At 61.2% G+C, this 24,883-nt stretch carries 19 protein-coding genes and 3 tRNA genes; 11 read left to right on the top strand and 11 right to left on the bottom strand.

What is annotated here, in order from left to right; all coding sequences use genetic code 11:
• Positions 1 to 214: 214 nt before the first annotated feature.
• Positions 215 to 1,246 (top strand): 6-phosphofructokinase, encoded by a 1,032-nt coding sequence (locus tag HMPREF2712_RS04445; RefSeq protein ID WP_005504866.1) that lies wholly within the window; start codon positions 215 to 217, stop codon positions 1,244 to 1,246.
• A gap of 132 nt (positions 1,247 to 1,378) precedes the next feature.
• On the opposite strand, the gene HMPREF2712_RS04440 is transcribed toward HMPREF2712_RS04445, so the two are convergent.
• On the bottom strand, positions 1,379 to 2,614 hold the full coding sequence (locus HMPREF2712_RS04440) for a CAF17-like 4Fe-4S cluster assembly/insertion protein YgfZ (protein ID WP_070615205.1): 1,236 nt from the start codon (positions 2,612 to 2,614) through the stop codon (positions 1,379 to 1,381).
• A gap of 65 nt (positions 2,615 to 2,679) precedes the next feature.
• Positions 2,680 to 3,369, bottom strand: coding sequence for a nitrobindin family protein (locus HMPREF2712_RS04435; protein ID WP_049341091.1), 690 nt, complete (start codon positions 3,367 to 3,369; stop codon positions 2,680 to 2,682).
• Between the two features lie 639 nt (positions 3,370 to 4,008).
• Between HMPREF2712_RS04435 and HMPREF2712_RS04430 the strand changes: the two genes are divergently transcribed.
• The 7 genes from HMPREF2712_RS04430 to asd all read left to right on the top strand — a co-directional run bounded on the left by HMPREF2712_RS04430 (position 4,009) and on the right by asd (position 12,585).
• Positions 4,009 to 4,686, top strand: coding sequence for a winged helix-turn-helix transcriptional regulator (locus tag HMPREF2712_RS04430; protein WP_005508348.1), 678 nt, complete (start codon positions 4,009 to 4,011; stop codon positions 4,684 to 4,686).
• A gap of 179 nt (positions 4,687 to 4,865) precedes the next feature.
• Positions 4,866 to 5,930: a mycothiol synthase gene (gene mshD, locus HMPREF2712_RS04425; RefSeq protein ID WP_070615208.1), complete on the top strand. Its 1,065-nt coding sequence runs from the start codon at positions 4,866 to 4,868 to the stop codon at positions 5,928 to 5,930.
• A 65-nt stretch (positions 5,931 to 5,995) separates the two neighbouring features.
• Positions 5,996 to 8,269, top strand: coding sequence for an RNA degradosome polyphosphate kinase (locus tag HMPREF2712_RS04420; RefSeq protein WP_083309665.1), 2,274 nt, complete (start codon positions 5,996 to 5,998; stop codon positions 8,267 to 8,269).
• A gap of 251 nt (positions 8,270 to 8,520) precedes the next feature.
• Positions 8,521 to 9,528, top strand: coding sequence for an NUDIX hydrolase (locus HMPREF2712_RS04415; RefSeq protein ID WP_070615210.1), 1,008 nt, complete (start codon positions 8,521 to 8,523; stop codon positions 9,526 to 9,528).
• Positions 9,529 to 9,681: 153 nt separating this feature from the next.
• Positions 9,682 to 10,563: a thymidylate synthase gene (locus HMPREF2712_RS04410; RefSeq protein WP_049353365.1), complete on the top strand. Its 882-nt coding sequence runs from the start codon at positions 9,682 to 9,684 to the stop codon at positions 10,561 to 10,563.
• 22 nt (positions 10,564 to 10,585) lie between these two features.
• Positions 10,586 to 11,236 carry a dihydrofolate reductase gene (locus HMPREF2712_RS04405; RefSeq protein ID WP_070819382.1) on the top strand — a complete coding sequence of 217 codons (651 nt, stop codon included), beginning with the start codon at positions 10,586 to 10,588 and terminating at the stop codon, positions 11,234 to 11,236.
• Positions 11,237 to 11,445: 209 nt separating this feature from the next.
• Positions 11,446 to 12,585 carry an aspartate-semialdehyde dehydrogenase gene (gene asd / locus HMPREF2712_RS04400; protein WP_070819381.1) on the top strand — a complete coding sequence of 380 codons (1,140 nt, stop codon included), beginning with the start codon at positions 11,446 to 11,448 and terminating at the stop codon, positions 12,583 to 12,585.
• A 106-nt stretch (positions 12,586 to 12,691) separates the two neighbouring features.
• Here asd and HMPREF2712_RS04395 read toward each other — a convergent pair whose 3' ends face one another.
• Positions 12,692 to 12,988, bottom strand: a complete 297-nt coding sequence (locus tag HMPREF2712_RS04395; RefSeq protein WP_005504836.1) for a PGPGW domain-containing protein — start codon at positions 12,986 to 12,988, stop codon at positions 12,692 to 12,694.
• A gap of 308 nt (positions 12,989 to 13,296) precedes the next feature.
• On the opposite strand from HMPREF2712_RS04395, the gene HMPREF2712_RS04390 reads away from it, so the two are divergent.
• Both HMPREF2712_RS04390 and HMPREF2712_RS04385 read left to right on the top strand, forming a co-directional pair.
• Entirely contained in the window at positions 13,297 to 14,721 is a 1,425-nt protein-coding gene (locus HMPREF2712_RS04390) for an MFS transporter (RefSeq protein WP_070819380.1), read from the top strand.
• Positions 14,722 to 14,853: 132 nt separating this feature from the next.
• On the top strand, positions 14,854 to 15,825 hold the full coding sequence (locus HMPREF2712_RS04385) for a histidine kinase (protein WP_070819379.1): 972 nt from the start codon (positions 14,854 to 14,856) through the stop codon (positions 15,823 to 15,825).
• Positions 15,826 to 15,942: 117 nt separating this feature from the next.
• On the opposite strand, the gene HMPREF2712_RS04380 is transcribed toward HMPREF2712_RS04385, so the two are convergent.
• From HMPREF2712_RS04380 to HMPREF2712_RS04370, 3 genes are all read right to left on the bottom strand, one after another.
• Positions 15,943 to 17,049, bottom strand: coding sequence for a UDP-N-acetylmuramate dehydrogenase (locus HMPREF2712_RS04380; protein ID WP_070819378.1), 1,107 nt, complete (start codon positions 17,047 to 17,049; stop codon positions 15,943 to 15,945).
• Between the two features lie 234 nt (positions 17,050 to 17,283).
• Positions 17,284 to 17,745: a MaoC family dehydratase gene (locus HMPREF2712_RS04375; RefSeq protein WP_005508334.1), complete on the bottom strand. Its 462-nt coding sequence runs from the start codon at positions 17,743 to 17,745 to the stop codon at positions 17,284 to 17,286.
• A complete protein-coding gene (locus tag HMPREF2712_RS04370; protein WP_005504824.1) occupies positions 17,745 to 18,197 on the bottom strand; it encodes a MaoC family dehydratase N-terminal domain-containing protein in 453 nt (150 codons plus the stop codon). The genes HMPREF2712_RS04375 and HMPREF2712_RS04370 overlap by 1 nt, the downstream gene beginning before the upstream one ends.
• A 235-nt stretch (positions 18,198 to 18,432) precedes the next feature.
• Between HMPREF2712_RS04370 and HMPREF2712_RS04365 the strand changes: the two genes are divergently transcribed.
• A complete protein-coding gene (locus HMPREF2712_RS04365; RefSeq protein WP_070819377.1) occupies positions 18,433 to 19,434 on the top strand; it encodes an LLM class flavin-dependent oxidoreductase in 1,002 nt (333 codons plus the stop codon).
• Between the two features lie 158 nt (positions 19,435 to 19,592).
• Here HMPREF2712_RS04365 and HMPREF2712_RS04360 read toward each other — a convergent pair.
• The 5 genes from HMPREF2712_RS04360 to HMPREF2712_RS04340 all read right to left on the bottom strand — a co-directional run bounded on the left by HMPREF2712_RS04360 (position 19,593) and on the right by HMPREF2712_RS04340 (position 24,862).
• Positions 19,593 to 19,664: transfer RNA gene (locus HMPREF2712_RS04360), tRNA-Thr, on the bottom strand.
• A 1-nt stretch (position 19,665) separates the two neighbouring features.
• Positions 19,666 to 19,739: transfer RNA gene (locus HMPREF2712_RS04355), tRNA-Met, on the bottom strand.
• A 38-nt stretch (positions 19,740 to 19,777) separates the two neighbouring features.
• Positions 19,778 to 19,849, bottom strand: a tRNA-Thr gene (locus HMPREF2712_RS04350).
• 304 nt (positions 19,850 to 20,153) lie between these two features.
• Complete coding sequence (locus tag HMPREF2712_RS04345) at positions 20,154 to 22,361, bottom strand: DEAD/DEAH box helicase (protein ID WP_070629949.1); 2,208 nt, start codon at positions 22,359 to 22,361, stop codon at positions 20,154 to 20,156.
• 659 nt (positions 22,362 to 23,020) lie between these two features.
• Complete coding sequence (locus HMPREF2712_RS04340; RefSeq protein ID WP_070819376.1) at positions 23,021 to 24,862, bottom strand: DUF2079 domain-containing protein; 1,842 nt, start codon at positions 24,860 to 24,862, stop codon at positions 23,021 to 23,023.
• Positions 24,863 to 24,883: the final 21 nt, after the last annotated feature.

Raw genomic sequence — 24,883 nt, 5'->3', positions numbered from 1 at the left:
CAAACATACAGGTACTAAAAACCTGAACTTTTCAGCACCAAAACAGGCGTTCCCACGGCTTTCCACCACTACCCACACAACCCAAACATCGCTAAAATAGAGACCAAGAGAACGACCTCCCGACCGGCGAACATTCGCGTGCCGAATTCGTGGAGGTCATAGTTATATACACGCGCGCACAACACCTAAAACGCGCAGACATTAGGAGCCAACTATGAAGATCGGTCTGCTTACTTCCGGCGGCGACTGCCCCGGCCTGAACGCTGTCATCCGCGGCGCTGTCCTCAACGGCGTCAAGAAGTACGGCTACGAGTTCGTCGGCTTCCGTGATGGCTGGCGCGGCGTCGTTGAAGGCGACTACATGGATCTGCCCCGTCAGAAGGTCCGCGGCCTGGCAGCCCAGGGCGGCACCATCATCGGTACCTCCCGCACCAACCCCTTCGACGGCCCCAACGGTGGCCCCGAAAACATCGAAATCATGATGGAACGCCACGGCATCGACGCAATCGTTGCTATCGGCGGTGAAGGCACCCTCGCAGGCGCAAAGCGCCTGGCAGACGCAGGCCTGCCCGTCATCGGTGTCCCCAAGACCATTGACAACGACCTGCGCGCAACCGACTACACCTTCGGTTTCGATACCGCAGTGTCCATCGCGACCGAGGCTATGGACCGCATCCGCACCACCGGTGAATCGCACCACCGCTGCATGGTTGCAGAGGTCATGGGCCGCCACGTCGGCTGGATCGCACTGCATTCCGGTATGGCTGCAGGCGCGCACGCAATCCTGATTCCCGAGGTCAAGGTCTCCATGGAGCAGGTTGCTGAATGGGTCAAGGAAGTACACGACCGCGGCCGCTCTCCCCTGGTTGTTGTTGCTGAAGGCTTCATCCCCGAAGGCTTCGACGACGTCATGGCAAACAAGGGTACCGAAAAGGACGGTCGTCCCCGCCTCGGTGGCATCGGTGAGTACATCACCCACGAGATCGAGAAGATGACCGGCGTCGAGACCCGTAACACCATCCTGGGCCACATCCAGCGCGGTGGCGCACCCACCGGCTACGACCGCGTGCTCGCAACCCGCCTGGGCATGGGCGCAGTCGACATGGTCGCTCAGAAGCAGTGGGGCAAGATGGTCTCCGTGCAGGGTACCGAGATTAAGTACGTACCCCTCGAAGAGGCACTGGACGGCCTGAAGTCCGTGCCTCAGGAACGCTGGGAAGAAGCAGCCGTCCTCTTCGGCCGCTAAACCCCGCAGGTTCAGCAAGCTCGCTGAGCACTCATACTAGAACCGCGGAGGCGGGCACTCGCAACGAGTGTCCGCCTCCGCGGTTCTAGTTGGGATGGGTTCTAGTTCAGGCGGTTTTGGGTCGGGGAGCGCCTAGCGCTTCAGGAAGTCCTGACCCGCCAAAGAACGACGCGCCACCTCACCGGACTCCGGCGAAACCACCGTCGTCTGAGCCACCGCGTACTCGGTCGCCGGCGCCGGCGAACCATCGGGCAGGAAATCGCCGCCATCAACCGCACGCAAAGGCGCCTGCGGGTCAACGCCGCGCTTAATCACAGCCAGAGCAATCGGGCCCGCCTCGTGATGCAACGCCACTGAGGTAATACGACCGACCGGGCGGGACTTTCCCTCCACGAACAGCTCACTACCTGCCGCCGGCAGGGTGTGCTCCGAACCGTCAATATCCAAGAACACCAGGCGGCGCGGCGGGCGGCCCAGGTTATGCACACGAGCCACCGTCTCCTGACCCTTGTAGCAGCCCTTATCGAAATGCACCGCGGTACGGGTGTAATCCAGCTCCTGCGGGATGGTCTTATCGTCAGCTTCAGTGCCGTAGCGCGGGCGCCACGCCTCAATACGCAGAGCCTCCGCAGCCCACAGACCCGCAAAACGCGCGTCCGAAGATTCAGCCAGGGCGGACAGAACAGAGCGCCGCACGATGCTTAAGAAACGCACGTAGTCCGCACCCGGGTGAGCATCGCCCGCCTCATCGTAACGGTAGCTACCCGGTGCCGGAGTGTGCCAGGGATCCTCCCACACCAGCAGCTTGCACTCAGCGAGTACCTGATGCACCGAGCCGTCCTGCAGGATCGGGTTGCGGGCGCTCTCCAGCACCGCATACTCGTCGCTGAGGTTCTGCACCTCAACGCGCATCATGAACTTCATGCGGTTTAGGTAATCGGTCAGCGGCTGAGCCTGGTAGCCCTCAACGATTAGCCAGAGCGCCTCGCCGTCTTCAATTGCGGCGGGTGCGTACTCCACGCGGCCCTGAGGGGAAAGCAGCAGGAACTCGCGGCTCTCCCCGGCGGTCATACCGGTCAGAATCTGCGAGGCGATAGAAGTCAGCCAGGTCTGGCGGTCCGCACCCTCAATGCGCACTACGCCCAGGCAGGAGCGATCCACTAGCACCAGCGGTTCGCTTGCCTCGGCGGAGCGGTCGAAGCTGAGGGCGCGCTGCTCCAGCATGGGGTTGCCGTAGTGTGCGGCGACGCCGGCATCCAGCCCGGAGGCGGCAAAAGCGCCGTGCAGGCTCAGCAGGGGGCTCACCGGGCGGGAGGCATCGGGCTGGGGTGCCTCAGCCTGAGGCGCTTCAATCGAAGATTCAGTCACGGAAGGTGCACCTTTCACGCAAAGAGTCTGCCCCGCCGACCAGCGGGGCAGACACAAGTTAGTTATTAGGCGGTGGGCTCGGAACCGGGCTCGCCGGTGGGCTCTTCGCCATCCAGGGAACCGAACATCGAGGTGCCCAGGGAATCGCCGGTCATCGAGGAGGTCTTGCGCAGTTCAGCGGAGGCGTGCTTGTGCAGCTTACCCTCGGCGTCTGCAATCTCCCAGTCCCACATGAGGTTGCCGTTGACCAGGCCCCACAGGCGCACGGAGCCGGCGTAGTCGTGGGAAATATCATCGCGCAGCAGGTTGCCGGTCTGCATGCGAATAACCGGGCCCTTGACCATGCCCACGTAGTTTTCGCTAATACCGCCGGGGTGCGCAATGGTCGCCAGCAGGGAGAATCCGTCGTCGGCGTTGCGGAGAGTCTCTACGCTTGCCGCGTCAGCGAAGGCGGGAACAACGTCCTTGGGGACAATGCCGAAGCCGCCGTCAGCGTCGGTCAGGGGGCGGTCAATCTGCCAGAAACCGGTTTCAACGGTGATGGGGCGCAGCTTCTGGCCCTCATCGTCGAGCAGGAAAGACTCAGCGCGGTATTCGATGAAGGGCAGACCATCCTGCTCAAAAGTAACAATCTGGCCGAAGGGGGTGTTTTCCTGGCCTTCGTACCACATGGTTCCGGTGCCTTCCCAGGTGCCGAGCAGCCATGCGAAGGGAACAAGTTCAGGGGTTAGGTTGGTAGGGATTTCAATAGCCATACCTTCCATTTTAGTACCCGTGCGTACAACGGTAGCCTGTTCGTTCGCTCACGGCACGGGGCAGCGCCGCCGTCTGCAGAGTAAACGGTACGGCGGGCAGCATAAAGAAAAACCCCCAACCGGAGGGGACCGGGTGGGGGTTCACGCCGTCATTGGCGAGGCGGTACGAACCGTACGACCGCCTAAAGCCCTGTGTGGGCGATGCTTCTGCTCTGTGCGGGAAGACTACTTCTGTCCGCTGAAGAGGCCACGCAACACTGCGAATGCACCGATACCGATGCACACGGAGATAATAGCCATCAGCGACATGAAGAGAGCTTCAAGAGCCATAAGATTGTTTTCCATGCCTTAAACCTACCACAGACCCACCCCGAAAGGGCGCAGAATCAACGGCGGAAACATAGTGGACACCCAAGCTGCTTCCCGGGTGCAAGACCCGCCTAGCGCCGGGCAGGACCCCGGTTCCGCGCCAGCATGCCAGAACCCCCGTAGTCATCGGTTGAAAAGGCTGTATGAACAGTCCGGAATACGATATTCGGCGACAGGCTACGCCAGCTCCCACAACTGCATCACAGCCGGGCGAGTACACTAGAAAGAGCCAAAAGTTTTACACGGGAAATATGCAGGAAAGGAGAGAGTGTGTACCGTATTGCGCTCATGAGCGATACCGCCGCGCAGGATATGATCCCCTCGCTGAGCCTCCTCAGCCACAAGGTACACGTCTTCCCCCTCGACACTGCCCACACCACCCTCGAATCTGAGACCTTCGACCTGCTCATGGTCGACGCCCGCACCGCACTCGTCAAAGCACGCCAATGCGCCCAGCTATTGCGCGCCGCCGGCGTACAGTTGCCGCTCATCGCACTCCTGAATGAAGGCGGTATGGCGGCGGTTGCTGCCTCCTGGCAGGTTGACGATATTGTTTCTGACCAGGCGTCCCCCTCCGAAATGGATGCGCGCCTGCGCCTCGCCATCAAGAGCGACGCAGCCGCAGAAGAAGAGAACTCCGAAGAGCGCATCGTGCGCGCGGGTAACCTCGTCATTGACACCCAGGCGTACTCGGCGCACCTCTCCGGCACCGCTCTGAATCTGACCTTCAAAGAGTTTGAACTGCTCAAGTTCATGGCTCAGCACCCCGGACGCGTCTTCTCCCGAGCCCAGCTGCTCTCCGAGGTGTGGGGTTACGACTCCTACTACGGCGGCACCCGCACCGTGGACGTGCACGTGCGTCGTCTGCGTTCCAAGCTCGGCACCGAATACGAGCAGATGATTTCGACCGTGCGTAACGTGGGCTATTCCTTCAACAGCACCCGCTAAATTTTGGGGCTCCAACCCCTGTTTTGGTGTACCCGTTATAAAGTAGCCTCTCCGCTGAGCCGAGTACCAGAATGTGTAAATGTTCCGGTTCTTGTCATATTCGCCCAGGACGAAGAACAAACTCTTCAAAGAGCAACTATCCCCGGTAGAGTTGAATCAGAAGGCTACGAAAGAAGGCGATGATGGTACACAGTCAGACACCCAATCCCTCCACCCTGCCCGCTGAAAGCTCCCTTGTCTACGCGGAACCGCATCTCACCGAAGAGCTGCTGGAACGATTCGATTCCTTTGCGCAGAAGGTTGCCCGCCATGACGGCGTCTCGGCGTTCTCTGAGCAGACCCGCGTTGAGTTGAGCAAGGCATTGCGCGAAAGCACCCTCACCCCTCCGCGTTTCTTTGTTGCCGAGGACGACGGCACCCTCGCCGCCGTCTTCGTGGCGCTCACCCCGGCAGACGACGAAGATACCGGCGTAATTGAGGCAGCCGTCGCCCCCGAATACCGCGGACGAGGCGCCGGCAGCGCATTCTTCGACCACGCCGTTCGCCAGCTGGGTGAAGACGCCGTACGATACCGACTCTGGGTTCACGGCAGCGCCACCGACACCGGCATTGAAAGCCCCGCCCACGCGTTCGCTACCCTGCACGGCTTCGAGCCGGTGCGCGTGCTGTACAAGATGGTTCTGCCTTTGGATGCTCAGACCCGCGAAGAGCTCGTGGAACGCTCTGACGCGCGCACTCTGCCGGAGAACCTGCGGATGCGCACCTTCACCGGCGCGGATGAGTTCCCCTGGCTACGCGTGAATGCCGCAGCGTTTGCGCACCACCCGGAGCAGGGCAAGCTCACCCTTGCCGATTTGCGCGAGCGCACCGGCTCCCCCTGGTTCCGTCCTGAGGGTTTCTTCATCGCCTCCGAGGTGGAGGATGACTCCGCCATCGCGGCATTCACCTGGACGAAGATTCCGACCGGTCAGGAGCAGGGCGAGCTGTCCCCCTCCGGTGAGATTTACGTGGTGGGTGTGAACCCGCAGGCTCAGGGAGGCGGCCTGGGCCGAACCCTCACCCTGCGCGCGCTGGCATACCTCGCCTGCGCTGAGGACGAGAACGGCGAGCCGCTGCGCGCCATCGACCTGTACGTGGACGCCGATAACACCACCGCATATTCCCTCTACACTTCGTTGGGTTTCGGTGTAGCGACGGTTGACCGCATGTACGCCCCCGCCCAGCAGGACGAACCTGCCGCCTAGTTTTGGTGCGCCACAGTTGGCGTGCTTCTTCACGACTTATCCCCGAGCAGAAAGGCAAGTACAGTATGGTACCCGCCCCCAATGGCCTGAATAAGGCGCCTAAGCCTAAGCCGTCTGAGCCGGCACCCATGACCGGTGTCATTCATATCGGCCACGATATTTCGAAGATTGAGCGTGCCGAGTCTCGCGGCGACCGCATTGAGAAGGGTGAGAAGCGCTCCTACTTCAGCCTGGAAGAGGAGTTCGGCCCGGAGCGTTTCTTCGACCGTGAGAGCAGCTGGCTGGACTTCAACACCCGCGTGCTGGAGCTGGCGGAGGACCCGAACCTGTTCCTGCTGGAGCGTCTGAACTTCCTGTCGATTGTGGCGTCTAACCTGGATGAGTTCTTCATGGTGCGTGTGGCGGGTCTGAAACGGCGCATTGCGACCGGTCTGGCGGTGCCTTCGGCGGCAGGTCTGAGCCCCGAGGAGCAGATGGAAGAGATTGCTGAGCGCGCTCACCAGTTGCAGACTCGCCACGCTGAGGTGTTCCACAACCAGGTTCTGCCGGCTCTGGAGGAGCAGAACATCCGCATTGTGGGTTGGAGCGACCTGGATGCGGACGCTAAGCAGCGCCTGCGCCAGGAGTTCATGCAGGATATCTTCCCGATTCTGACCCCTCTGGCTGTTGACCCGGCGCACCCCTTCCCGTACATTTCGGGTCTGTCGCTGAACCTTGCGGTGCTGGTGCGTAACCCGCAGACTGGCAAGGAACTGTTCGCTCGTGTGAAGGTGCCCGATCAGCTGGACCGTATGGTCTCTGTGGATGGTTCCCGCGCCGCCAACACGGCGGGCCGTGAGAGCCGCTACATTGCGCTCGAAGACATCATTGCTGAGCACCTGGACACCCTCTTCCCGGGTATGGAGGTTGTGGAGCACCACGTCTTCCGCGTGACCCGTAACGAGGATCTTGAGGTGGAAGAGGACGACGCAGAGAACCTGCTAAAGGCCCTGGAGAAGGAGCTTCTGCGCCGTCGTTTCGGCCCTCCGGTCCGTCTGGAGGTTGAGGACACCATCAACCCGACCATCCTGGATCTGCTGATTTCTGAGCTGAACATCAACGAGTCTGAGGTGTACCGTCTGCCGGCCCCGCTGGATTTGCGCGGTATGAGTGCGATTATTCGTGCGAACCGTCCGGCGCTGCACTACCCCAAGCACATTGCGCACACTTCCCGTTGGCTCAACGCCACCGAGACCGCGAAGGCTGCGGATGTGTTCGCTGCCGCCCGCGACCACGACGTGCTGTTGCACCACCCGTACGATTCGTTTGCGACCAGTGTGCAGGCGTTTTTGGCGCAGGCTGCCGCTGACCCGCGTGTTCAGGCAATTAAGCAGACCCTGTACCGTACCAGTGGTGACTCCCCCATCGTGGATGCGCTGATTGAGGCAGCTGAGGCGGGCAAGCAGGTTGTGGCACTGGTCGAGATCAAGGCTCGCTTTGATGAGGAAGCCAACATCTCGTGGGCTCGTAAGCTGGAGCGCGCCGGCGTGCACGTGGTGTACGGCATCGTGGGTCTGAAGACTCACTGCAAGCTGTCGTTGGTGGTGCGCCGCGAGGGTAACCATCTGCGCCGTTACGCGCACATTGGTACCGGTAACTACCACCCGTCGACCGCTCGTTTCTACGAGGATTTGGGCATCATCACCTGCGATGAGCAGATTTGTGAGGATGTCTCCCGCCTGTTCAACCAGCTGTCCGGTTACGCGCCGAAGACCAACTACCAGTCGCTGCTGGTGGCGCCGCGTACTCTGCGTAGCGGCCTGATTGAGTGCATCGATCAGGAGATTGAGAACCACAAGGCGGGCCGTCCGGCGAAGATTCAGATCAAGTGTAACTCCATGGTGGATGAGGCCGTCATCGATTCGCTGTACCGCGCTTCGCAGGCTGGTGTGCCGGTGGATGTGGTGGTTCGCGGTATTTGCGCCCTGCGCCCCGGTGTTAAGGGTCTGAGCGAGAATATTCGCGTCCGTTCGGTGCTGGGTCGTTTCTTGGAGCACTCGCGCGTGTTTGCTTTTGAGAACGGCGGCGATCCGATTGTCTACATTGGCTCTGCAGATATGATGCACCGCAACCTGGACCGCCGTATTGAGGCTCTGGTGCCGGTGAAGGATCCGCGCCACGTGAAGTACCTGCGTGACATGTTCACCACTTATATGAGTGATTCTTCGCGTACCTGGCACCTGGATTCTGAGGGCAACTGGACCCGCCACGACACCGACGATCAGGGCAACCCGCTGCAGGACGTGCAGTCGTACTACCTGAGCTCGCGTTCCCGTAAGAACGTGGTCGATAAGGTCTAAGGATGTGCCGCTGACCTACCGGTGATTTCTGGTTGTGAACCCCGTCTGTTCTCGCGCTTTATGGCGTGAGGCAGGCGGGGTTTTCCGCGTGTCGTGCAAAAACGTGCGGTGGACTAGTGCACTTAGCGCAAAAGTGAACAACAGGTTACGTTGAGATTACAACTTGACCGCTCTCTCACCTACAATTAGACGCGGAGCATGGTGCCCTCTGGCATTGTGCGCAAGCCTAGCGAAGAGGTTCAGAGAGAGATATGGCACCGCTGGATTCCCCCTCCATCTACTACTCGGCACGACGTTTTGATGCGGTCAACAGCATTGACCGAGCCCCCGCGAACACTGCGGATATTGTTGCTTCTGGCGCACTGATTTGGCGTATGCGCGACGGTGCGCTTGAGGTCCTGATCATTCACCGCCCCCGCTATGACGACTGGTCCTGGCCTAAGGGCAAGCAGGACCCGGGCGAGTCCCTGGCTGAGACCGCTATTCGTGAGATTCGCGAAGAGGTCGGCCTGCAGGTTGTTCTGGGTGTGCCCCTGGCTGTGACTTCCTACCCGGTGGGCGGCCGTCCGAAGGATGTTTTCTACTGGTCTGCTGAGCTTCCCGAGGGCGCCCGCGCCCTGGCGGATGAGGGTGAAGTGGATGAGCTGCGCTGGGTATCCACCGAGGTTGCTCGCGCCCTGCTGACCAACGAGGACGACCTGGCGCCCCTGGAGTCCCTGGAGGCTCTGGCTGAGGCGGATGCGCTGCGCACCCGCCCGATTCTCATTGCCCGCCATGCGAAGGCTAAGCCTCGTTCGAACTGGGCTGCTGCTGAGGATGACCGTCCGCTCGCGGCGACCGGCAAGCGTCAGGCGTTGGCCTCTAGCCGTCTCTTTGCGGCGTGGGCTCCGAGCCGTATTATTTCTTCCCCGTGGCTGCGTTGCGTTCAGACCGTGACCCCGTACTCGGTGGATTATGGTGTGTCGGTGAAGGAGAAGAAGTCCCTATCGGAGGCGGGCGCTCAGCGTCACCCGGCGCGTGTTGCCCGTACCGTGGCGTCGCTGTTCGATAAGGATTCTTCCTCGTTGCTGTGCACTCACCGCCCGGTTCTGCCCCAGGTGATGGATGTTCTGCGTGAGTACCTGTTTGAGGGTTCCGCGGAGGTTCTTCCGACCGAGGACCCGTACCTGGAGCCTGGCGATGCCCTGGTTCTGCAGGTGACTGAGGGCGATGACCCGCGTATTGTCTCGGTGGAGCGAGTACGCGCGGCTCTGGACTAGCATCCATATACTTTGATCTTCTAACGGCGAGCGCGCTGGGCTTTATGCTCAGCGCGTTTGCTCTACCTGCGCCCATTCGTGGGTTTTACAATAGAGGGGCGGTTGATTTGTGACCGTCTCTCACGTCTACTGACAGGATTCAAGGTTTTTCTTATGACTCACGCAATCCCCACTCCCTATGAAGATCTTCTGCGCGAAATCCTCGAGGAGAACAAGGACGCCATCGCGGCGGATGCGCAGCGTTCCGACCGTACCGGCACCGGCACCTTCGGCGTGTTTGGGCGTCAGATGCGTTTTGACCTGCGTGAGTCGTTCCCGCTGATTACCACCAAGCGCGTGCACTTCAAGTCTGTTGCCATTGAGCTGCTGTGGTTCTTGCGCGGTTCCTCGAATGTACGCTGGTTGCAGGAGCGCGGCGTGACCATTTGGGATGAGTGGGCTGATGAGAACGGCGATTTGGGTCCGGTGTACGGCGTGCAGTGGCGTTCGTGGCCGACCCCCGACGGTGGCACGATTGACCAGATTGCGAAGGTTATCGATTCGTTGAAGAATAACCCGAGCTCGCGCCGCCATATTGTTTCGGCGTGGAACCCTGCCGAGGTGGACAATATGGCGCTTCCGCCCTGCCACGCACTCTTCCAGTTCTACGTGCACGAACGCGCGGACGGTGTGAAGGAGCTGTCCTGCCAGCTGTACCAGCGTAGCGCGGACATGTTCCTGGGTGTGCCCTTCAACATCGCCTCGTACGCGCTGCTGACCTACCTGATTGCGCAGGAGGTAGGCATGGAGCCGGGCGAGTTCGTGTGGACCGGCGGCGACTGCCACATCTACTCGAACCACCTGGAGCAGGTGAAGAAGCAGCTGGGCTACGGCACCGACCCGGAGGGTAACCCCTACCCGCCGCGTGAGCCATACCCGTACCCGAAGCTGGTTATTAAGACGAAGAAGCCTTCTATTTTCGATTACGAGTATGAAGACTTTGAGCTGGTGGATTATAAGCACCATCCCGGTATTGCCGCACCGATTGCGGTCTAACTGCAGGTAATGAGGAGGCATGATGTTTCGTCTGGGCGCTATTTGGGCTCAAACTGATGCCGGCATCATTGGTCGTGACGGGGATATGCCCTGGTACGCGCCGGAGGATTTGGCGCACTTCAAGAAGGTGACGCTGGGCGCTCCGGTGATTATGGGTCGCCGCACCTGGGAGTCGTTCCCGCCGCGTTTTCGCCCCCTGCCGGGCCGTACGAATATTGTGATTAGCCGTTCGGTTACCGAGGCGGAAGAACGCGATGGTGCCCTGTGGGTTCCTTCGCTGGATGCGGCGCTGTACGCGGCTCGTGACGCTGCAGGCGCGCCGGTCGAAGCTACCCCCGCAGATACCGCCGCGGTTGATGCTTGGATTATTGGTGGCGGTTCCGTCTACGTGGAGGCGCTCTCCCGCACCGACCTGCCCGCCTTCGGTCGGGTGAAGACGGTGGAGCGGACCCTCTTCTACTGCCAGGAAGGTAACGAGATTACCGGCGATACGCGAGCGCCCGAACTGCAGCTTGCAAATTCTGCGGGTAGCTACGAAGGCGGCTCACCGAACGGGTGCTGGCGGGTCACCTCCGAGAGTGCATGGGAGAATAGCGAGAAGGGTTACCTGCTCGATGAGTCGGGCACGAAGAACCCCATGTACTTCTCGTTCCAGCGGCTCGAACGTATCTAGTTCAAGATTCCCTCATTCACTCGCTGATATAGACATGCATTTCAAGCCTGCGGCTGCTCCACCCGGAGTATCGCGGGCTTGAGTGTTTAATGCGCCTCCCGGTGCCCCGGTAATAAACCCCGCCTCTTCACACGGTATTCCGTTCCGAATATCAAATTTTTTGTACGGTGTTAGTCCGCACCCGCCAGCCTGAGAGTACACTGGGAACCATGAACTTTAATCCCGGTGACTCTGTAGGTTTTGTTGGCTGGCGCGGCATGGTGGGCTCCGTCCTCATGAAGCGCATGGTTGAGGAAGGCGACTTCGAGGGCATTACCCCCGTCTTCTTCACTACCTCTAATGTTGGTGGCGCTGCGCCCACCTTCGACGGCGTAATTGAGCCGTCCGAGCTGAAGGACGCATACGACATTGATGAGCTGCGTAAGCACTCGATTATTGTGACCGCTCAGGGCGGTGGCTACACCGAGGCTGTGCACCCGAAGCTGCGTGCAGCAGGCTGGGACGGTCTGTGGATTGACGCCGCTTCCACCCTGCGCATGAACGATAACTCCATCATCGTGCTGGACCCCATCAACCGCGACGTCATCGACCGCGGCCTGGCATCCGGCGTGAAGGACTTCGTCGGCGGTAACTGCACCGTCTCCTGCCTGCTGATGGGTCTGGGCGGCCTCTTCAAGAACGACCTGGTCGAGTGGGCTACCTCCATGACCTACCAGGCTGCATCTGGCGGCGGTGCCCGCCACATGCGCGAGGTGCTCGCACAGTTCCGCGACCTGGGCAACGAGGTCTCCGAGGAGCTGAACGACCCCGCATCCGCAATTCTGGACATCGACCGCAAGGTTCTCGCTAAGCAGCGCTCCGGTGAGCTGGATTCCACTCAGTTCGGTGTGCCGCTCTCCGGCTCTCTGATCCCCTGGATTGACTCCGATTTGGGTAACGGCCAGTCCCGCGAAGAGTGGAAGGCTGAGGTTGAGACCAACAAGATCCTGGGCCGTTCCGAGGACGATAAGATCACCATGGACGGTCTGTGCGTCCGTATCGCTGCGATGCGCTCGCATTCTCAGGCGCTGACCATCAAGCTTAAGAAGGACCTGCCGCTCGAGGAGATTGAGCGCATCATCGCTGAGGACAACCCCTGGGTTCGCTTCGTGCCGAACGAGCGTGAGGCGTCTATGGAGCAGCTGACCCCCGTGGCTGCTTCCGGTTCTCTGGAGATCCCGGTTGGTCGCGTGCGTAAGCTTGCGATGGGCCCCGAGTACATTAGCGCGTTCACCGTGGGTGACCAGCTGCTCTGGGGTGCTGCTGAGCCGATTCGCCGCATGCTGCAGATTGCTGTTGGCAAGCTCTAAGGCTCACTGACAAGCTATAAGAAAGCCCTCGCTACCATTCTTTTCGGATGGGAGCGAGGGCTTTTTGTGCCTGCGTATAGCGCGTGTGGGCTTAGCGCGAGCTGGTTTAGCGCTGGTTTGCGGCGGCGGCTTTGCGTTCTGCCTTGCGCGCGGCTTTGCGTTCCTTGCGCTGCTGCCGCCAGGCGCGGTAGCGGTACCAGGCGGTGAGCACCACGTGCTTCATGAAAATATTGGCGCGGCGTGCCCAGGTGAATTCGGTACCCCAAATGCCCAAGCCGATAAAGATGAACAGCCAGCCGGGGCCGGGGGTGACGAGCATAATCAGTCCGGCGATGAAGCAGAAGGCGCCCACGCCGATGACGAGGGGCTTGTAGAGATGACGCATGACCGGATGCGCGTGCATGCGCTCCTTGCGGGCTTCGAGCCAGCGGTGAAAGCGGCTGGTCTCGCTTTCCTTGACTTCATCTTCAATGGTTTTCAGGGGTGGTCCTTCCAGACGTGCCGTAGGTGAGTTTCACCGGGCGGCGGTGGTTAGAGAATAGCACCTACCGCTGGATGGGGGCTGTGAAAGATTTCTTCATGTTGAGATTTTTCCGTCATCTTCAAAATTTTTTCGTTTCAATAGTGTTCAAGTCGAAAGTACCTTTATACACTGTAAGGGAACAATTCGCTCGGCACTACGCCTAAACACTAAGGAAGCGACCCACTACCGTGTCCTCCCCCCGTCCCGTATCAACGGACTCATCCCGCACCAACGCTGTTGCACCCGCTGGTACCTCTGCACCCGCTGCTGAACGCAACGCCGCACCGACCCTCAACGAACGCCTCGAAAACCTGCCCTTCACCCGCGCCCACGGCAAACTCCTGGGTATCTCGGGTCTCGGCTGGGCACTCGACGCCATGGACGTAGGTCTCATCTCCTTCGTCATGGCGGCCCTCATCAAGGAATGGCAGCTCAGCCCCACCGAAGCCTCCTGGCTCGGTTCCATCGGATTCGTCGGCATGGCGCTCGGCGCAACCTTCGGCGGTCTACTCGCCGATAAGCTCGGCCGCCGCTACATCTTCGCCCTCACCCTGCTGATTTACGGTCTGGCGACCGGCGCATCCGCCCTGGCAACCTCCCTGGGTGTGTTGCTCGTCTTCCGTTTCCTGGTCGGTCTGGGTCTGGGCGCGGAACTTCCCGTGGCATCCACCCTGATTTCTGAGTTCTCGCCGCGCGCTATCCGCGGCCGCGTCGTGGTCGCTCTGGAGGCTTTCTGGGCTCTGGGCTGGATCCTCGCCGCTCTCATCGGTACCTTCATCGTTCCGCAGGCTAACGGCTGGCGTTGGGCGCTTGCCATTGGTCTGATTCCCGCCATCTACTCGCTCGTGATCCGTATGGGAACCCCCGAGTCGGTGCGCTTCCTGGAGTCGGTCGGCAAGCACGATCAGGCACGCCAGGTGGTCGAACGTTTCGAGGCCTCCCCCGCGCTCTTCTCCCGAACCAAGAAGCAGGCCGAAGACGCTTCCGCACACGGTGCCGCAGAAAGTGCCGACAACGCAGAATCCGCGAAAATCCACTCCATCTGGGCTGCCGGTCAGCGCCGCAAGACCATCGCCCTGTGCGTCATCTGGTTCTGCATCAACCTCTCCTACTACGGCGCATTCATCTGGATTCCGGCGCTGCTGAACGCCCAGGGCTTCAGCCTCGTGAAGTCCTTCGCATTCACCCTCATCATGACCCTCGCCCAGCTGCCCGGCTACGCGGTCGCCGCCTACCTCATCGAAAAGTGGGGCCGACGCGCAACCCTGGCGACCTTCCTGCTCGGCTCCGCACTGGCGGCAGCTGGCTACGGCATGGCGCACGCCGAGGTATTCATTATCCTCGCCGGTTGCATGCTCTCATTCTTCAACCTCGGCGCGTGGGGCGCCCTCTACGCCCTGAGCCCGGAGATCTTCCCGACCCACCTGCGCGGAACCGGCACCGGTGCCGCCGCCGGTATCGGCCGTATCGCTTCCATCGCGGCGCCGCTCATTGTACCGCCGCTGGTCGCATTTGGTGGAACCCCGCTGCTCTTTACGCTCTTCTCCACCGCGTTCCTGGTAGCGGCAACCACCGTGTTCCTGCTGCCTGAACGCCGCGGCGAGTCCCTCTAACGAGCCGCCCAGCCTACATGATGGGCTGTCCCTCCTGAACACTCTTTCCGAGCAACCAGAAGGGACAGCTCATTTGTCATTTAAGCCCCCTATCCATGCGCCACAACCTCAAACTATGAGAGGATACGTTCTATGCTCGATTCCTTCCTCTCCAGCCCCTACCGCACAGAGTTCAGCCCCTGGCCCGTGAGCGAACACTACGCCACCGAACGTGCCGGCGGCGTGCCCGAAGCCATGCTGCTGCCGGGCGAACTCACCGTGCACCGTAGCGATGGGGCAAAAATGAGCTACTACCTGGACTGGCCCGAGGAATTCAACGAATACACCCGCGCAATCACCCTGCGCCCGCGCACCAAAAACGGCTACCCACAGGACTTTACGCTCAGCGTCGCCGTACGCGACGGCCAGGCTGTCTTCACCGCAACCGCCCTCAGCTTCTGGGAACAGCGCGACGGCCGCCCCTACGACCATGAGCCCATCGCCCGCGGCTACGTGGACGTCGTAGCCTACGAATCCTGCGAGGAATACGCAGGCAATTCCGCCGCGCCCGCCCTCATCGGCTGGGATATCGCAGACCTCTACCCTGCACGCATGGCGCTCATCCGCGCCCTCTGCGAAGGAATCGCCAGCAGCATCACAATGGGCACCCAAATCCTCGCGGACGGGCAGGTACAGGTCGACCACAAGGACGGGGATCTGCTCGCCCTACACGTAAACGCGATTAGCACCGTAGGCGGCATGGTCCGCGCCCTCATCATCGAGCAGGACCGCGTGCCCAGCGGCGTATCCACCGGCACCACTACCGGCGCCTCCGAGCGTGCCGATCTGCAGACGCGCGCCTACTACGCCAACGTGCTCTCCCCTGTTCCCGGCGAGTTCGGCAACCTTGTCTGGTCCCACAGCGAGGATGCGGAATACTACCCCTACCGGCCCACGCGCCACAAGCCGATTTTCCACGCCCCCAGCCCGCCGCAGAAGCTTCCCCTGGCGGTTCAGGTGTTGATGGAGCACCTGCCCGCCGCTCCCCTTGCGGCAACGCGCACAGCGCCCAAACGCAGGCCTTACCTGCCGGGGCAGGCACGCGTTTCCTCACCTCGCCATTAGCTCAGCGGGTCAATACAACGCTTCGGGCGGCCTCTGATACAGAGACCGCCCGAAGCGTTTATTCTGAAGCGTTTATTCTATGCGTCCTAGCGCTACGAGAGGCGAGAAGTTGAGCGTTTAGATTTCGCCGTTAACCACGACAGGCTCAGGAACCAGAGTCACACCAAAACGTTCACGCACGCCGTCGCGCACAGCGCGGGCAATAGCGAAAATATCCTCAGCGGATGCGCCGCCGCGGTTCGTAATCGCCAGGGTGTGCTTGGTCGACAGGCTCGCACGACCCTGAGCGATCTCGCGAGACTCACCCTCCAAGCCAAAGCCCTTCTCGAAACCAGCGTGCTGAATCAGCCAAGCAGCCGAAAGCTTCACGTGATCCGGATCCTCGACACCCGCGGTGAACGGGGAAGTCTTCACGACCACCGGGAAGTTCGGGGCGCCCTCGGGCAGGGACTCCAGAGTAGAACGCGGAACAATCGGGTTGGTGAAGAAGGAACCGGTGGAGAAGGTGTCACGGTCCTCGGGGTTGAGCACCATACCCTTGGAGCCGCGCAACTGAAGCACCTTCTCGCGTACCAGTGCGGATTCGGCGCGCTGACCGGGCTCAACACCCAGGCTCCTCGCCAGCTCGGCGTAACGAATCGGGGAGGACAGGCTACCGAGGGTGAACTGGAAATCAACGGTCAGCACCACGTAGCGGGGCGAGCCGTTGACGGTTGCGCGCTTGAGCACCGAGTCGCGGTAGCCGAAGCGCAGGTCTGCGCTCGCGAAGGTCTTCCGAGTGTTCTTTTCACGGTCCCAGGTGCGTACGGAGGCGATGAACTCGCCCACCTCAACGCCGTATGCGCCGACGTTCTGCACGGGGGTTGCACCCACAGTGCCGGGGATGCCGGAGAGAGCCGCGGGGCCAACCCATTCGTTCTCGATGCTGAGCTTCACGAAGTCGTCCCAGATGGTGCCCGCCTGCACGCGCACGTTCGCGCCGCCGCATGCGGGGATGGGCAGGACCTCTACGCCTTCGGAGGCGATGTGCACGACGGTTCCGTTGAAGCCTTCGTCGGAAACCAGCAGGTTGGAGCCGCCGCCCACGATGAGGACGGGTTCGCCTGCGGCGTCTGCAGCGGAGACTGCTTCGATAATTTCTGCTTCGGAGGTGGCGCGGACGTAGGTCTTAGCGGGGCCACCTACCTGGGCGGTGGTCAGTTCGCTCAACAGCTTTTCAGTCATAGGTTAAGAATACCGGTCGTTGTGCGGGGTCAACACCCGCCACGCGTTAAAGTCACAAAAACCTTATGGTGATTTTGCCTTCATTTTCCGGCGCGCCTCCCGCAGAAAGAAGCGCCACCACCTGCACCGGCGAGCGCGCAGCCGAGCATGCAAAAGCCCCGGCACCACCGCATCGGGTAGCGCCGGAGCTTTCACCTGGTTGCTTTCACACGGCTATCTGCAAACACAGAAAATCTATGCCGAGAGACGAACCACAGCCTGGCTCTTCATCAGAACCTTCTGCTCCTTGCCTTCCTCGTCACGAGCGGTGACGGTCAGGTCAATGCGGGCGGTGCGCTCCTCCTCGTTCAGGGCGCCCACCTTACCGCTGATGGTCAGGGCGTTCGTGGGGGTGTCGGGGTTTTCGCCGCCGGGTGCGTCCGCCACGGGAACGGGCTTGGTGAAGCGAGTCTGGTAGTCCACAATCGCGCCGGGGTCGCCCACCCAGTCGCTTACGAGCTGCACGGCGGTACCCATGGTCAGCATGCCGTGAGCGATCACGCCGGACAGGCCCACCGACTGAGCAAAACGCTCGTTCCAGTGAATCGGGTTGAAGTCACCGGATGCACCAGCGTAACGCACCAGCGAAGCACGGGAGAGCTCCACGGTACGCGAACCGATGTCCTGGCCCTTTTCAAGATCTTCAAAACGCACCATTAGTTTTCCTCCTCAGCACGAACCAGCAGGGAAGAAATGCAGGTGGTGACCGGCTCGCCCTGCGCGTCAACGATTTCTTCGCGGGTGGTCAGCATTGCGCCGGCACCCATAACGCGCACGGAGTCCACGTGAACTTCGGTGCGCAGCTCATCACCGGCAACGATGGGGCGGTGGTGGGTGAAGCGCTGGTCGGCGTGCACCACGCGGGAGAAATCAATACCGGCGGAATCGTCGTTGATGAGTGCCGCGTCAGCTGCCTGCGCCAGGATAATGGCGAAGGTCGGCGGGGCAATCACATCTGCGTACCCTGCCGCGCGGGCTGCCTCAACGTCGTGGTGGAGGGGGTTTTCTGCGTGAACTGCTCGGGCAAATTCGCGGATCTTTTCGCGGCCGACAACGTAGGTGTTCTCGGACGGGTAGACCCTGCCCACAATCTCAGGGTTAATGCTCATGGTTTCAGTCTACCGTTCTTGTGCACAGTGTTCAGCTCAAACGCACAGAGTGGACAGACCACTGTACAGGTAACCGGCGTGCAGGTAACCGGCATGCAGGCAACCACTATGCAGGCGTGCAGTATTTCGTCGCATTTTTTACCTGCTAGCGAAGGCGCCCGGCGCACCCCTATCCATCCAGCCCAAGCAGGCGTAGGCTGGACGGGTACCCGCAATCAATCAAGAAGGAAAAGTTATGTCTTCCAACGTAAAAATTTCGGTGCTTGACCTGATGCCGCACCGCCCCGACCAGAGCCAGCACCAGACCATGCTCAACACCATCGATGCCGCCCGCGCGGCTGAGTCCTACGGGTACGAGCGTTTCTGGGTCGCCGAGCACCACAATGCCGGCTCCCTGCTGTCCTCAGCAACCGTCGTGGTCATGGCGGAAATCGCTGCCGCAACCGAGCGTATTCGCGTGGGCTCGGGCGGCATTATGCTCCCCAACCACGCACCCTACGTGGTGGCGGAGCAGTTCGGTACCCTCAACGCGTTCCACCCCGGTCGTATTGACCTGGGTGTGGGCCGTGCGCCCGGCACCGACCCGATGACCGCCGCCGCTCTGCGCCGCGACGATTCTGCCGCCATGAGCTTCCCCGCCGAGGTGCAGCAGCTGCAGCGCTACCTGGGCGAGCCCTCCCCCATGCACCGCGTGCACGCCATTCCCGGCCAGGGCTCGAAGGTGCCCCTGTACATTCTGGGTTCTTCCCTGTTCGGTGCGCAGCTTGCCGCACAGCTGGGTCTGCCCTACGCGTTCGCTTCGCATTTTGCGCCCGCAATGCTGCAGGAGGCGGTAGACACCTACCGCGCAAACTTTAAGCCCTCGGAGCACCTGGAGCAGCCCTACGTCATGGTGGGCGCCACCGCGATGCTCGCCGATACCGACGAGCGAGCACGCTACCTGTACACGAGCCAGCAGCAGCATTTCCTGGGTGTGGTGCGCGGCAATCTGTCTTTCGCACCTCCCGTGGAGGATATGGATGCCGTCTGGACCGATGCGGAGAAGATGCACATTGAACGCATGACCGCCGAAGCAATCGTAGGCTCCCCCGCCACCGCACAGGCTCGCATTGAGGACCTGGTGGCGCGCACGGGCGCTGACGAGCTCATCGTCATGACCGAGGCGTGGGAGCACGAGGACCGTCTGCGCTCCTACGAGCTGTTGTCCCAGCTGCCGGTGGTGCGCCGCGCCTCCTAACGCTTTGATCAGAGCATAAAGACGAAGCCCCCGAGTATTTTTCTCGGGGGCTTCGCTATGCCCGGTATCGAGCCGTGCGCTGAGCGCCTGCAGACCGGGCTTAGGCAAACAAAATGGGGAAACAAAAAAGCCTGCCTCCGAAGAGACAGGCTTATCTGAGCCCCGACCGGGAATCGATCCCGGGACCTCCATCTTACCAAGATGGCGCTCTACCACTGAGCTATCGGGGCGTAGCGGTGGACGGGCTCGATCCGTCGACCTCACGATTATGAGTCGTGCGCTCTAACCAGCTGAGCTACACCGCCACATCATTAATACGTGCTCTCGCATGAATTAATGAGAGAGCCCCGACCGGGAATCGATCCCGGGACCTCCATCTTACCAAGATGGCGCTCTACCACTGAGCTATCGGGGCAACAGGTAAAACTATACAGGTCTTCAGGAATGCTCGCAAGCGGAAAAGCTATGGCATACGCCACATTTGATGTTTTCCTGTTCTCCGCATTGCCGCATGAGAGCCCAGCTTTGATCAGAAGCCCCCGCAATGACCAGGCACCACCGCAACAGCTGATGCAAACACATCAACACACAAATACAAAAGACCGGCAGGAGAGCTCATCGCTCCCCTGCCGGTCTTTGACTCATCTGCGGATGACAAGGTTGCTAGCCGATAGCCTCAGCAAGCCTCTCATACCGCAAATCCATGCTTAGCCGGAATCTTAGTAGCGCTTGCCGCGGCCGCCGAAGTCACGGCCACCGTCACGGTTACCGCGGTAGCCGCCATCACGACGGTTATCACGACCACCGAAGTCGCGACCACCAAAGTCACGGCCACCATCGCGGTTACCGCGGTAGCCACCCTCGCGGCGGTTATCACGGCCGCCGAAGTCGCGACCACCGAAGTCACGGTCATTGCGCTTGCCACCGAAATCGCGGCCGCCACGCTTGAAGTCGCGGTCGCCGCCGAAGTCACGGCCACCGTCACGGTTGCCACGGTAGCCACCCTCGCGACGGTTATCACGACCACCGAAGTCGCGACCACCCTCACGGTTGCCGCGGTAGCCACCCTCACGACGGCCACCACCGAAGCTACGGCCACCGCCGCCGCCCTTGGGACCGTTGTCCTTGCGGATGTTGATGAACTCGCCAGCGATCTTGGTGTCACGCAGACGGTCGAAGAAGTCGCGGGGCAGGTCCTCAGGCAGGCCAACAATGGTGAAGTGCTGGCGAATGTCGATGGAGCCAATCTGGGAGCCCTTAATGCCACCCTCGTTAGCCAGCGCACCCACGATAGCGCCTGCGGTCACACGGGAGGAACGGCCAACGTTCAACTTGTAGTTGACCATGCCCTCGTCGTTGTGCGCGCGCTTTGCCTTGCGGCCGCCGCGGTCCGAATCGTCGTCGGAGAAGGGGCGGGAGTTGCGCGCGATATCCTCTTCCTCATCCAGGAAGAACGGGCGACCCTGCTGGGCGATAACAGCCAGTGCAGCCGCAATGTCCTCAGCGGTGGTGTCGTGCTCGTTCTCGTAGTCCTCGATAATCTGGCGGAAGAAGCTCAGGTCCTCAGACTCGATGGTCTCGGTAATCTGCTGTGCGAAGCGCTGCTTACGGGTCTCGTTCACTGCCTCTGCGGTGGGCATGTGCATCGGCTCGACCTTCTGGCGGGTTGCCTTCTCGATCTGACGCAGCATGTACTTCTCACGCGGGGTGACGAAGAGGATTGCGGCACCTTCGCGACCTGCACGGCCGGTACGACCGATGCGGTGCACGTAGGACTCGGTGTCGTGGGGGATGTCGTAGTTGACGACCAGGGAGATGCGCTCAACATCCAGGCCGCGTGCCGCCACGTCGGTTGCCACGAGGATGTCAATGCGGCCGTCACGCAGGGCGTCAACGGTGCGCTCACGCAGCTGCTGGGGGATGTCACCGTTAATCGCTGCTGCCGCGAAACCGCGTGCCTTCAGCTTGTCGGCAACTTCCTCGGTTTCCTTCTTGGTGCGCACGAAGACGATGATGCCGTCGTAGTTTTCGACCTCGAGCACGCGGGTCATTGCATCCAGCTTGTGGGAGTGCATGACCTGCATGTAGCGCTGGGAGATATTTGCGCTGGTGGTGGTCTTAGCCTTGACGCGGATCTCGGTGGGGTCGTTCAGGTACTGCTGAGCAATCTTGCGGATCGAGTTGGGCATGGTTGCGGAGAAGAGCGCAACCTGCTTGCTGTCGGGGGTGCCTTCGAGGATCTTTTCCACGTCTTCGGCGAAGCCCATGCGCAGCATTTCGTCTGCTTCGTCCAGTACCAGGTACTGCAGGTTGGACAGGTCCAGGGAGCCCTTTTCGAGGTGGTCAATCACACGGCCGGGGGTACCGACGACGACCTGCGCACCGCGGCGCAGACCGGCCAGCTGCGGGCCGTAGGGGGAGCCACCGTAGATGGGCAGAACGGTGAAGTCCTCCATGTGGGTTGCGTAGGAGGAGAAGGCTTCTGCAACCTGCAGAGCCAGCTCGCGGGTGGGTGCCAGGACCAGAACCTGGGTGTCGCGGGAGATGCCATTGATGTCGGCGAGTTCAGCCATGCGGGACAGTGCCGGCAGCGCGAATGCTGCGGTCTTACCGGTACCGGTCTGTGCCAGACCGACCACGTCGTGGCCTTCGAGCAGCAGCGGGATGGTCTGTTCCTGAATGGGGGACGGCTTCTCGTAGCCGACCTCTTCCAGAGCTGCCAGGACGCGAGCGTCCAGGCCCAGGTCGGTGAAGCGTACGCCTTCTTCTTCAGCCTTGTCGGCGGTTTCTTCGGCAGGTGCTTCTGCAGTAGCTTCTGCGGTGGTTTCTTCTGCTTCTACAGCAGGGCTCTCGGCGATGTTCTCGGTGGTCACAACGGTCTCTGCCTCGGCGTTCTGTTCGGCCGGGGTAGCAGTATTCTCAGTCAATTTTTCCTCTATACGGTAGGGGTGGAAGCGCACGCTTTTCGGCGCTTACCGGGTGTCCCCTTCACGGCCCAGCCACACATCATCCCCTGGGGAGTAGAGCGTCCAGGGGTCCTCCGTTACCGGCGCATTCTGCAGAGGTGTTCTGCGGATGCTGCGGGTAGCGGCTTTTGCTGGGGGTGGTCTTGAATTTCTCGGCACATTATCCGCACGCCTGCTCGTACTCTGCGCTTGGCGCACAGTAGTCCCTGTGGATCAGGGGTGTACAGGGTGGGTAATGCTCACATGCAATGTCACGTATTCCTGGTGGTTCGCCTTCCCGCTGACACGGCGGTGGTGTGTCTGTTACAGCAGACGCAGCAAAGACGCTGGACCAGAGATCGTTAAGAGAAGCCCGCGTGTACGGTGTAAACCGTAAGTTTATGGGGCGTATCAATCGGTGATGGTGAGTACGGCGCACCTACAATTCCAGCACCACCTTGGGTGCCGGGTGCGCACAAGACCTTCATCGGGGGTTCCCGTGTTCTACCTAGTCTACCTTAGCGGCACCCGATTAACCCCAAAAGGTGCTTAAAACCTCATCTCTTAACGGCGAGCGCCCACCCTCGCAGCCGGAGGGCGGGCGCTTTTCGGGCACGCATCGTGCCTATGTAGTCCTCGGATTAATCTACGCGACGCACAATATCAATCGTGCCGACGGTCGCGTACTTAGCGTAGGAATGGCCGTAGCGGTCGGCCGCGTACTGTGCGGCGTTGGTCGGCGGGTTGCCGCCCCAGGAGTTGCTCCTGCGGTCGATGACCACGTAGTCGGGTGCGGGCTCACCGGTGTGACCAATCCAGTAGACGGTGCGGCCGGGAATCAGCTGAGTCAGAATCGACAGATCAGACGCGACCGATACCCCTTCGGGTACCTTCTGCACGGCGTCCTGCTTCATCTGGTCAGTGGTGGTCAGCGCGGAGGCGGTGAACTGCGTATTGGCCAGGGATGCGAGGGGCTGCTGGGAGCCGGGCACAAAAATCGGGGACGCGGCAAGGAAGAGCGCCACGGCGGGCAGAGCCCATACGGGCATGCGGCGTGCCATAGCGCTGAGGCGGCCAGGCTCAGCCGCTGCATCGCCCTCCTGCGCGGAGGCGCTATCGGCTACTCGCGCACCCGAACGCACCGGAATTGCGGCGGGAACCACGCCGTAGCGTACACGCACGACGGCATCCAGCAAGGCGAGGAAGACAACGGGCATGAGCACGAGCGAGTAGTGCCAGGTGCTTGCCCAGTAGGATTCCATGGTGGAGAGCAGACGCCATGCAAGAGTCGGCAGGGCAATTGCCGCGAGCGGAGAAATCACCCAGAGGACCGCTCCGGTAATGAGCAGCAGTCCGAGGGTTGCCAGCTTGGTGTTATTGCTGAGCATCTGCAGTGCCGAGCCAAAGGGGTCGCCCAGGGCTGCGGAGAAGTTCACCTTGTCGGCGTAATCGAAGTTTCCACCGCTATTGAAGTAGGGCAGGATCACGTAGATGGCGACGGCGGACCAGAATACGCCCCACATCATGACCATCGTGGATTCGGCGACGGCGGGAGTGCGCGCCCAGGAAGAGTAGAGCTGTTGCATGCGGGTGCGCATGGGAGCGGGGGTACCAGCGGAGAGGCGCGGCATCAGAATGTCAACAGCAATGCTCAACCAGCCGGTGCGGATAAAGATGATGAGGCCGATGGCTGCGACAGTAATACCCATATCTTCTTTGACGAAGGCAATGGGCAGGGACCACCAGCAAGCGTAGGCGAGGTAGCGGGCCCGTTCGGTGCCGCTCACTCGCGAGGCGAGCACCAGGTAGCCGAGGCTCATGGCGAGCAGCGGCACGGCGAAGGCTACTTCGTGGAATTGGGCGGCGATAGCCTGCTGAACGCCGAAGCTGAGGGCGAATCCGGCGCCGAGTAGCAGACCGGTGAGGGTCGGGATGACGCTCTGAAGTTTTGCCGACTGAGCATTCTGCGCAGGTTCGTTCTTCTGCGCATCTTCAGTTTTTTGGGCGAGCGCGAAGGCACGCTGAGTGAAGCGCACAATGGCGAAGCTTGCGAAGGCGACCAGGGCGTTCTGCACGACCAGTAGCGTGGTCGGTGAGGGGAACAGCGCGTAGATGGGTCCCAGGAGCACCAGAATCGGGTGGAAGTGGTCACCCCAGAGGTTAAAGTCGGGCCCCTTAATGGGCACGATGGGCACGGAGAAGTGCGAGTACGCCTGCGCCATCTGGGTGAAAATCGCCAGGTCCCAGGAGGGGGTAATCCAGTGCTTCATCTGTTGCAGCGAGTAGTAGGTGTACAACGCCATGACGGCGGCGGCAAGCAGCAGGCCGGGTAGTAGTTCGAGGGGGCGGATGCTTTTGACGCGCTCGGTGAGGGACTGACGCGGCTTTTTCTGGGTACGCTGGCGGCGCGCGCCTGTAGCGGTGCCGCTCGTCGTTTCAGGTGCGTTAGTCGTCGAGGGTGCGTCATGTGCTTCCGGTGCCATAGGCGTCCTTCTCTCGGGGTG

This window comes from Rothia sp. HMSC064F07 (genome assembly GCF_001837265.1).
In the GTDB taxonomy this organism is placed as follows: Bacteria; Actinomycetota; Actinomycetes; order Actinomycetales; family Micrococcaceae; genus Rothia; species Rothia mucilaginosa.
Note: the sequence above shows the minus strand (reverse complement) of the source record. Positions and strands in the feature narration are given on the sequence as shown.

Bases quoted from the DNA above. Each gene is read 5' to 3' on its own strand.
- HMPREF2712_RS04385 (WP_070819379.1), top strand. From the start codon at position 14,854: ATGCTCGATTCCTTCCTCTCCAGCCCCTACCGCACAGAGTTCAGCCCC.
- HMPREF2712_RS04365 (WP_070819377.1), top strand. From the start codon at position 18,433: ATGTCTTCCAACGTAAAAATTTCGGTGCTTGACCTGATGCCGCACCGC.
- mshD (WP_070615208.1), top strand. From the start codon at position 4,866: ATGATGGTACACAGTCAGACACCCAATCCCTCCACCCTGCCCGCTGAA.
- asd (WP_070819381.1), top strand. From the start codon at position 11,446: ATGAACTTTAATCCCGGTGACTCTGTAGGTTTTGTTGGCTGGCGCGGC.
- HMPREF2712_RS04410 (WP_049353365.1), top strand. From the start codon at position 9,682: ATGACTCACGCAATCCCCACTCCCTATGAAGATCTTCTGCGCGAAATC.
- HMPREF2712_RS04415 (WP_070615210.1), top strand. From the start codon at position 8,521: ATGGCACCGCTGGATTCCCCCTCCATCTACTACTCGGCACGACGTTTT.
- HMPREF2712_RS04375 (WP_005508334.1), bottom strand. From the start codon at position 17,745: ATGGTGCGTTTTGAAGATCTTGAAAAGGGCCAGGACATCGGTTCGCGT.
- HMPREF2712_RS04420 (WP_083309665.1), top strand. From the start codon at position 5,996: ATGGTACCCGCCCCCAATGGCCTGAATAAGGCGCCTAAGCCTAAGCCG.
- HMPREF2712_RS04340 (WP_070819376.1), bottom strand. From the start codon at position 24,862: ATGGCACCGGAAGCACATGACGCACCCTCGACGACTAACGCACCTGAA.
- HMPREF2712_RS04445 (WP_005504866.1), top strand. From the start codon at position 215: ATGAAGATCGGTCTGCTTACTTCCGGCGGCGACTGCCCCGGCCTGAAC.
- HMPREF2712_RS04370 (WP_005504824.1), bottom strand. From the start codon at position 18,197: ATGAGCATTAACCCTGAGATTGTGGGCAGGGTCTACCCGTCCGAGAAC.
- HMPREF2712_RS04380 (WP_070819378.1), bottom strand. From the start codon at position 17,049: ATGACTGAAAAGCTGTTGAGCGAACTGACCACCGCCCAGGTAGGTGGC.
- HMPREF2712_RS04405 (WP_070819382.1), top strand. From the start codon at position 10,586: ATGTTTCGTCTGGGCGCTATTTGGGCTCAAACTGATGCCGGCATCATT.
- HMPREF2712_RS04435 (WP_049341091.1), bottom strand. From the start codon at position 3,369: ATGGCTATTGAAATCCCTACCAACCTAACCCCTGAACTTGTTCCCTTC.
- HMPREF2712_RS04395 (WP_005504836.1), bottom strand. From the start codon at position 12,988: ATGCACGCGCATCCGGTCATGCGTCATCTCTACAAGCCCCTCGTCATC.